7 protein-coding genes are annotated in these 8,166 nt (G+C 47.4%); 1 reads left to right on the top strand and 6 read right to left on the bottom strand.

Going from position 1 to position 8,166, the window contains the following annotated elements:
- Nucleotides 1–1,678, bottom strand: a 1,678-nt coding sequence (locus PLA23_RS07800) for a beta-propeller domain-containing protein (protein ID WP_324474771.1), incomplete at its 3' end; no start/stop codon positions are given.
- 115 nt (nt 1,679–1,793) lie between these two features.
- Between PLA23_RS07800 and PLA23_RS07795 the strand changes: the two genes are divergently transcribed.
- Nucleotides 1,794–2,669, top strand: a complete 876-nt coding sequence (locus tag PLA23_RS07795; protein WP_324327693.1) for a ferredoxin-like domain-containing protein — start codon at nt 1,794–1,796, stop codon at nt 2,667–2,669.
- A gap of 174 nt (nt 2,670–2,843) precedes the next feature.
- Here PLA23_RS07795 and PLA23_RS07790 read toward each other — a convergent pair whose 3' ends face one another.
- The 5 genes from PLA23_RS07790 to PLA23_RS07770 form a co-directional block, all read right to left on the bottom strand.
- Nucleotides 2,844–3,842, bottom strand: a complete 999-nt coding sequence (locus tag PLA23_RS07790; protein WP_324327692.1) for a formylmethanofuran dehydrogenase subunit C — start codon at nt 3,840–3,842, stop codon at nt 2,844–2,846.
- A gap of 13 nt (nt 3,843–3,855) precedes the next feature.
- Entirely contained in the window at nt 3,856–5,556 is a 1,701-nt protein-coding gene (locus PLA23_RS07785) for a formylmethanofuran dehydrogenase subunit A (protein ID WP_324327690.1), read from the bottom strand.
- Between the two features lie 12 nt (nt 5,557–5,568).
- Nucleotides 5,569–6,888, bottom strand: coding sequence for a formylmethanofuran dehydrogenase subunit B (locus PLA23_RS07780; RefSeq protein WP_324474769.1), 1,320 nt, complete (start codon nt 6,886–6,888; stop codon nt 5,569–5,571).
- Nucleotides 6,888–7,289, bottom strand: coding sequence for a molybdopterin dinucleotide binding domain-containing protein (locus tag PLA23_RS07775; RefSeq protein ID WP_324327686.1), 402 nt, complete (start codon nt 7,287–7,289; stop codon nt 6,888–6,890). Before PLA23_RS07775 ends, PLA23_RS07780 begins: the two co-directional genes overlap by 1 nt.
- 641 nt (nt 7,290–7,930) lie before the next feature.
- On the bottom strand, nt 7,931–8,166 hold a 236-nt coding region (locus PLA23_RS07770), incomplete at its 5' end, for a formate dehydrogenase accessory sulfurtransferase FdhD (RefSeq protein WP_324474766.1).

The following is an 8,166-nucleotide window of genomic DNA, read 5'->3' as shown; positions in this document are numbered from 1 at the left end:
AGGTCTCTTCAGTGTGGGAACCCTCATACGCACTCCCCTGAACAGGTTTATGAATAACCTCCCTGATTGGGATTGCCATGATATCCTTCTCTTTATCAAGCAGAAACGCCCGGTGATCAGAAAGAACCGCCGAATCAGAACCCTTCTCTCCGATGACAAGACTCTCAATAAGCCGGGGATTATTAACATCCCTCACATCAAAGAGGGCAATCTTAACGCCGGTCGGGACAATTCCGCCCCATTCATTCTCCATGGTGTCTTTTCCAATCCCTATCAGATGAGTCTCGTCGTACGGATGAAGATAATCAGAATAGCCGGGGATTTTGAGTTCTCCAAGCAGCCCTGGCTGATATGGATTTGAGAGATCTATGACAAAGAGGGGGTCTGTCTGTTTAAACGTTACCAGGTAGAGGAGATCTCCCATAAACCGGGCCGAATATATCTTCTCTTCAGGAGCCAGATGCTCAAGCCTTCCGATGATCTTCAGATCCGGATCACACACATAGACATTACTATATTGCCGCTCATCCCGTGACCAGTCAGATACCGTGGTTGCCAGTCGCAGGTTTCCACGGTTTTCATCAAGAGAGAACTGATTCAGGAGATATCCGGGGACGGTTCCTGTTGCCTTGTACGTGATATCCCCATTTCGGATTTCGAACCGGTGAATGACCGACTCCTGCTCTGATTCTGATGATTCTGCTGATTTTTCTTCGAACATATCCCATCCGTACCATGGACGCTGTTTTTCATAGGCAATATACACATTCCGGGGTGAAACATAGAGCGTGTTTGAGTATCCAAGGAGGAACGATTCAGCCTGAGGCTGCCCGGACCCGGTCACCGGAAATGATGTCAGGGTATGCATCTGGTATTCATTCATCGGAGAAGGAGGGCACCAGATTCTGGGGATGGTAATTGCTGTCGCTCCATCATAGATAACGGGCATATAGGGATCAGGATAATAAGGACTCTCCTGGGTGATAACATACACATAATCCCCAATCATCCGTGCATTTTCATATGAGCCTGGCGCAGAGATGGTCCTGACTTCTTTTGGGTTTTTCCGGTCTGATATATCATAGATCACAGCCTGGCATTTTCTTCTGTAATCAGGGACCGGAACGGATGATCCCGTAGGGGTATACCAATACTCATCATACGAATCTGAAAAGACGACAAGGCGATCACCTGCAAGGAAGAGTTCAGAAACGGAACCATCAACCGGAAGTTCAGTCACAATCTTAGCCTGTTCAGGGGGAAATGCATCGACAATGGTCAGTGTATCTCCACTCTCAATATAAATATACTTCCCGTCATTTTTTACAAAATCCGCCTCATCCACTCCGCTCACCTGGATATTCGTCGTTGAAAAATCTGTCGCCCCTTTCGCAAGTGATCCTGCAGAGGTCTGTGCCGGTGCCTTCTCCTTTGCAGCCATGAATCCGGGTGATGCCATTCCATCCTCAGGTGCAAAGGCATAATCTCCATCAGGACTCGAGAGGTACAGGATGTGAGGAGTGACATTTTTTAGATACGCTTTCAATGCCTCTTCATCTGTTATTTCAAGCATTCCGGCATTTGAAGAGTCGGCTCCGGATACCGGAAATATTCCCGCAGAAACTGCAATCAGAACCATGAAAAGCAGCATGGATTGCTGTGGTGCATGTAGTACCATACTGATGTAATACATTGCATGAGTGTAATTAGTTATGGGAAGCAACGAAAAATTTCAAAGTAATCAGTCCTATGCTGTGCGTTAAACTATAATGTCAATTAGCTGATATCTACATATGCGAAAAATCCCCCTCTATGAAAAGGGCGGTATCATCAATGAATCCGGAGGAGAGTACTGCACCGTCAGACTTCGCATTCCTGCCGGTCTGATTACCGTCGATCAGATGGAAGGCATTGTACGTATTGCACGAAAGTTCAATACCGAGGTTCACCTTACCACCCGGCAGACTCTTGAACTGGTTCATGTACTCCCTGCATCGCTCGATCTCCTTGCTGAAGATCTTGCTGCAAACGGAACTCCGGTAGGAGCGGAAAAAGCAGAGATTGTCAATATCACGGCATGTCCAGGAACAAACCGGTGCAGGTTTGCCATGATAGACTCCATATCGCTGGCACGCACACTTGATGAAAAATTCTTTGGCAAGGAGATGCCGGTAAAATTCCGAATTGCAGTATCTTCCTGTCCGAATTCATGTGTCAGTGAGCGGCTCAATGAGATTGGTATCACCGGAGTTGTCCGGCCATACCGGGTGCCGGGGACCTGTACCGGCTGTGGAACATGTGTACAGTACTGCAGAGAAAAAGCCATTGCAATTAAGAACGGTCAGATTAAAATGGACGAAGAACGATGTGTTCATTGTGGCATGTGTATTCATTCCTGCCCCTTCCACATCATCAAGGCCGAACCTCCAGCATACCATATCACGATAGGAGGAAGACGTGGCCGCCACCCCCGGGTCGGATATCATGTTGTCACGGTAAAATCACCTGAAACGGTTGTAAAAGTCATTGAAATGGTGGTGCAATGGGTATACCGGAAAGCATGGAGTGATTCCCTCCTGCCGGATCAACTTGAAACCCTTGACTTTGAGAGTTTTAAAAATGAACTGGTCGCCGGCCTTGATGAAAACGAGATTGTAACCGGCTATTAATCAGACCCTATCTATCTCTTCAATTTTCTCACTGTAAAGCCGTAATAAACGGATATAATGAAGAGAGAGCCAGAAATCCGACCTGGAACGGATTTTAATTGGTTCTTGTTCTCCAATTGTCTGATGTAAACCCGAAAACAGAGTTTATTCTGAGAAAAAAAAGATCAAAAGAGATTATCTCTTAAGGCTGTCGATAAGACGTGAGACCTGCATGGGTTTCATGTCAATATCAAAGGTATCATAGATGTAGGTTCTGACCTGCTGAACAGTCGGCGACTGGTTCTTGAACGCCTCTTTCACCTGCTCAAGCTGCTTATCGGTCAGTTTCTTCTTCCGCTCTGCACGGGGTGCGGCAGCCTGAACAGCTCCTGCTCCGGCCGGGATATAGATCTTACCATAGATTATCTCTCCTTTCCGTTTTGCATGACGCTCACCCATGTCACCGATCCAGACCTGGAAGAGCTGCTTCTTCCCGTCAAGCTCGACCTCTTCCTCTCCTTTCAGGATGTAGGAGGGCATCATCCGCTCAACCTGGCCCAGGACAAAGATATCTCCCTTGACCATCTGTCCACCGACACGGCCTTTGGCATTGCCCCGGACGATAATCTTTCCACCCTCTGCATGGGTTCCAAGGTGAACGTCGACATTGCCACCGATATCAATGGTTCCCCCGTTCATGAAGGTTGCCGTGTCAGAACCGGCGTTTCCTTTGACAATGATCTTACCGCCCATCATTCCTCGCCAGTCACCACGGTAGGAGGCACCAAGGTAGTTCTTTGCATTCCCATCGACGATGAACTCACCACCGGTCATGCCGATACCACAGAATGAGTCGACATTGCCCTTGACATGGATCTTTCCGCCAGCCATCCATGCTGCGGTGTACATATCAGTATTGCCCTGAACCTCGATCTCTCCGGCGGTCATCTTCATTCCGATGTATTTGACCTTGTCAGTCGGACCGGAGATGATAATCTTGGTATCTGCGGCGGTTGCGCCTGCCTTTCCTTCGACGGTGAAGTAGTCGCTTATCTTTGCAGTGGTATTTCCAAGGTGAACATGAAGTTCTCCAATCTGCTGAGCAGTCTTTCCGGCAAAGTGGTCGGGAGTGATGTTTTCTGCTTCAAGATACAATTCAGGCTCTTTAACAAGGGTCAGTTTTACTATATCCATTCCTTCTCACTCCTTAGTTGGAATCTACCTCAATAACATACGGGTTTGGCACGTAATGATTGGAGACCTCATAGTTAGCAAGGTTCATACTGTAGAACTTAAGGAATTTCATCTGGACATCGCGTTCTACCTGTTTGTTCTCCGGAACCTTTGCATCTACCCAGAGCGTGCGCTTATTGCCGTTGCTGACAACCTCACCATGCTCAACAACCATGGTACCACTCTTGAAGACATAGTCTGCAGCGGAAAATGCCTTCTCGATCTCTTCGGGATTCTTGACCTTGTCTTCATCCAGATCATAGACGACAACATCTGCATCCATGCCTGGAGCAAGGCCACCAAAGATGTTATAGAGACCAAGCGCTTTTGCAGGCCCTGCACGGGTCATCTGGGCAAGCTCGAACATCGTGATCTCACGGTCAATAGATGCGAGGTTAGTTGCTGCAATGACCTTGTCAGAGTTCTTAAAGCCTTTGAGCATGTCCTGACGGGATTTATTGGACATAAGCCACTTGTAAATACGTGGATACCGGGTAAACGGGCCTGCATTCGGATGGTCGGTTGTGACGAAGGTTCTCATGGGATCCTTTGCAAGAAGACCAAGTTCAAGTCCGATACACCACTGGATGGCACAGACCTTGATGTTCGGATCGTAGACATAGGGCACGATTCCTGAGCTGGTCTCAAGTTCGACATCAACATTTGCCCACTTCAGGTGGTTTAAGGAGGTCAGATGGTGCTCGAACGGACCGTCGGCGGTCATCGTGGTGGTCTCATCAAGGGTAACACAGCCAAGATCCATGGTCATGTTCTTGTTCTTGTTAAAGTAGTCAGCAATCTCCTTTGCACCTGACTCAAACGTTGCCCAGGAGTCTCCCTTATAGGAGTGGAACTGGACGTGGGTGCTGTGAAGGACCTGCTCACGACCGAATTTGTTATTAGGCTTGACTCCTTCCGCAATCTTCAGCGTATCAAGGGTTGTCTCATAGTTCCCCGGGTTTCCAAGATTGTTCTGGTGGATGTGGATGGAATGCGGAAGTCCCATCTTCTCGTTTGCGGTAAGAAGACCCTTTACAATCTCTGCCGGAGTGATGTCAAAGTACGGAACCGGATCGTTTACGGTAGTACAGTTCTCTCCCCATCCCCATGCTTCAGAACCACCGGGATTGACAATCTTGACAGCATATCCTTTGGTGGTCTTGAGCAGCCAGGAGATGTATGCACAGACGTTGTCCATCTCGTTGTTCTTCAGGTACTCAAAGACGAACCAGTTGTTTCCAAAGACGGGGAATGCACCCTCATCAACGATCGGGGTGTCCTTGATCTCTTCATGAACGTGCCGTGCATAGAGCGGGGGCATTGCAGCTTCCATGACGGTGGTAAATCCCATCCGGGCATATTCATACCCCGTTTTAAAGGTGGTCGGAATTGAGAATCCACCAGACATACGGGTGTTCTTTCCGGTTGGCTGGTACGTGAAGAGCTTGTCTTCCGGACGGTAATTTCTTCCTTCGTTAACTTTCGGACCGGCTACATGTGCATGGATCTCAACTGCACCGGCCATGACGGTCTTGCCCTTTGCATCGATGACCTTTGCCTTGTTGGAGACCTTATCTGCAATCTTTCCGTCCTTGATACAGACATCAGAGACTTCTCCCTTGATTCCTGTCTTCGGGTCGTAGACCTTTCCGTTTTTGATGATATATTCGCTCATGATATATTCCCCTTAGTTTGCCTTGAGTTCCTTGACCCTCTTTAATACCGCTTCAAGGAACTGCTGATCAGTCATCATTCCTTCCGGTGGTTCGACCACTTTTCTGGACTCGATCGGGACATTATCCATACGATAGCAGTTGCCGCCGACCTCAACCCCCACAAAGGCAACCGGTACATGGACCTTACAGATAGCAGTCGTCGGCGTAATGTGTGGATCAATCGCTACCGATGGGAGTTGGGAGATCTCTTTTACGCACTGCATCGGGAAGTGTGCACCAGGATCACTTCCAAGCACGAAGAATGCGTCAATCTCCTTGCGTTTGAGGACTTCAATGGTTCCGGTCTCACCTGGATTATACCGGGCAAATCCCCGTGAGAGGTCAACGGAATACGGGAACCCGAACTGCCATCCGAGGACCTGACCTGATCCGGTCACATTGTAATGTCCTCTCATGGCAATGATGGAGAATTTCGTGTAGTCGTTCAGATCCTTTGTCAGCATGATAGCTGCATCGATGTTATGGTCTTTCCCAAGAGACTGGGTTACACCCATACCGAAGAAGATAACCCCGAAACGACCTGACTTTAAGAGCTCGGCTGCCTCGTATACTTTTTCCTTCGGGACTCCTGCAATGATATCTCCGGTCAGTTGCTGACCACGGACTGCTGCACGAATTGCCTGGAGTAACTCATAATCATATCCCTGCTCAACCTGGAGGTGAACATCGGCAAGGCTTGCGGTATCAGTGCACCGTGGATCGACGACAATAATCTTTCTCTGTTTCTGTCCCTTTCCGGTGAAGTACCCACGGGGGAATATGGAATACCGGGACATGTGACGGGGGTGAGCATGTGCCGGGTTACATCCCCAGAATACAATTCTATCAGCACGGTTCTTGACTTCTCCGAGGGTACAACTCGGGATACCCACATTCTGGACTGCTATAAGGGTGGTTCCGTGACAGACTGCAGCGGTATTGTCAACGAGTGCGCCACACAGTTCCGCAATCTCATGCCCGACACTCTGAGCCTCACATGATGTTGAGGACCAGCCATACATGGAGGGTTTCTTTGCTTTGGCAAGCATCTGGGCTGTGTATTCTATTGCTTCCTCATAGGTGATCTCTTTAAATGAGCCATCCTCCTGGAGTTTTCGTGGCCGGGTCACCCGGTGGGCGTGATCAGATGAGTGAAGGAATTTTTCTGCACCGATTGCACATGCATTCTCAACATCTAAGATCTTCTTCCCTTCATCATCCGTGATAACCGTGAGATCATCGCACAGTGTTCCACAGAAGGGGCAGATTACATCGGTTATTGTTTTTGACATTATGCGTCACCCCAGCATTTTGATCTGACAAGTTCGAGTGAGTTCAGAACTTTCTCTTTCTCTGCGGGTTCAATGGTGATGGGTACACCCTTGAATGTCGGCATACCGGTGCTATAGGTTTCAGGACTTATCACACTGTTTGCCCATGGACCCATCGGAATGAATGCAACACCCGGGTGGGGTCCCTGTGTTGCCTCAATCGCCTTTACAACGACCTCGCCATATTGGCTTTTCACCTTGACATTGGTATTCTTCATTATGCCAAGGCGCTTAAAATCAGAATTATCGATCTCGATAATACCACAGGCTTTCATGTACCTGTCGGTCTCTTTTCCGCCTTCCATGGAGACGCCCTGCTGAATAGTGCGCCCGGAAATCAGATTGATAGTAATTGCACTCATAATGCTCCTCGTAACGAAGAAAATCGCCGATGAACAGTCATATGAACGGGAGATATCCGAACATATGATACCCTTCCCGGAACACCCCAGGATGAGGATTCCTGATGAGTTCCGTGATACAAGAATTCTCCCTTTTTCGACATATATATTTATTGTATTTAATCTGAAAAATTGATGATTTAATGGTGAAACATACCAGATAATCAAATATATTTTCCCCGTAGGGCAGAAAATTAACTTTTATAAGATATAATTGTATATACTAGGGAGATTAATCTTTTTTCATTAATTTTCAGGGAGGTATAGTGCATGTCATTGGTGTTCTGAGTATCTATAAAGAGATTTCTCACCCTCCCGCGCAGATTGGTGATTATCTGTGAAAAATAACGAATGCGGAGAGGAATGAGAGAAATAAACAGGTGTGTTAACTTTATTTAAATAACTCCATGCAGGTATTATATCAAATCTTTTGACTATCCCCTGTGGCAGGAACATTCAGAAAGAAATCCTCAATAAAACATTCATATACCTGTCTGAAATGGTTTGAATCACACACACATCATGAGCAGATATAATGTAAATGTGGTTTTACGTTGCCCGTCTCATATGATAACTATTCCGGTTTTCTTTTTGGGTACCGATCACGATGATTCAAACCGTATCCGATGTGATCCGGTATAAATTGTCATATATGGCGGACGGACAAATCCTGCAAGTGTCATATTTGTCTTTTGTGCAAATTCAATCCCTCCGGCAAATGCTGCGTTATTGCTTACCATCACAGAAATCCCTGCACGGTACGCTTTTGCAACCATGTCAACCAGAAGCCTGCCTGAGCACACAATATAACACGACCTGAGATCTGCACCTTTCATCA

The organism is Methanospirillum sp. (assembly GCF_035406105.1).
Taxonomy (GTDB): domain Archaea; phylum Halobacteriota; class Methanomicrobia; order Methanomicrobiales; family Methanospirillaceae; genus Methanospirillum.
Note: the sequence above shows the minus strand (reverse complement) of the source record. Positions and strands in the feature narration are given on the sequence as shown.

Coding starts and splice junctions, on each gene's coding strand:
- PLA23_RS07775 (WP_324327686.1), bottom strand. CDS start 7,289: ATGAGTGCAATTACTATCAATCTGATTTCCGGGCGCACTATTCAGCAG.
- PLA23_RS07790 (WP_324327692.1), bottom strand. CDS start 3,842: ATGGATATAGTAAAACTGACCCTTGTTAAAGAGCCTGAATTGTATCTT.
- PLA23_RS07785 (WP_324327690.1), bottom strand. CDS start 5,556: ATGAGCGAATATATCATCAAAAACGGAAAGGTCTACGACCCGAAGACA.
- PLA23_RS07780 (WP_324474769.1), bottom strand. CDS start 6,888: ATGTCAAAAACAATAACCGATGTAATCTGCCCCTTCTGTGGAACACTG.
- PLA23_RS07795 (WP_324327693.1), top strand. CDS start 1,794: ATGCGAAAAATCCCCCTCTATGAAAAGGGCGGTATCATCAATGAATCC.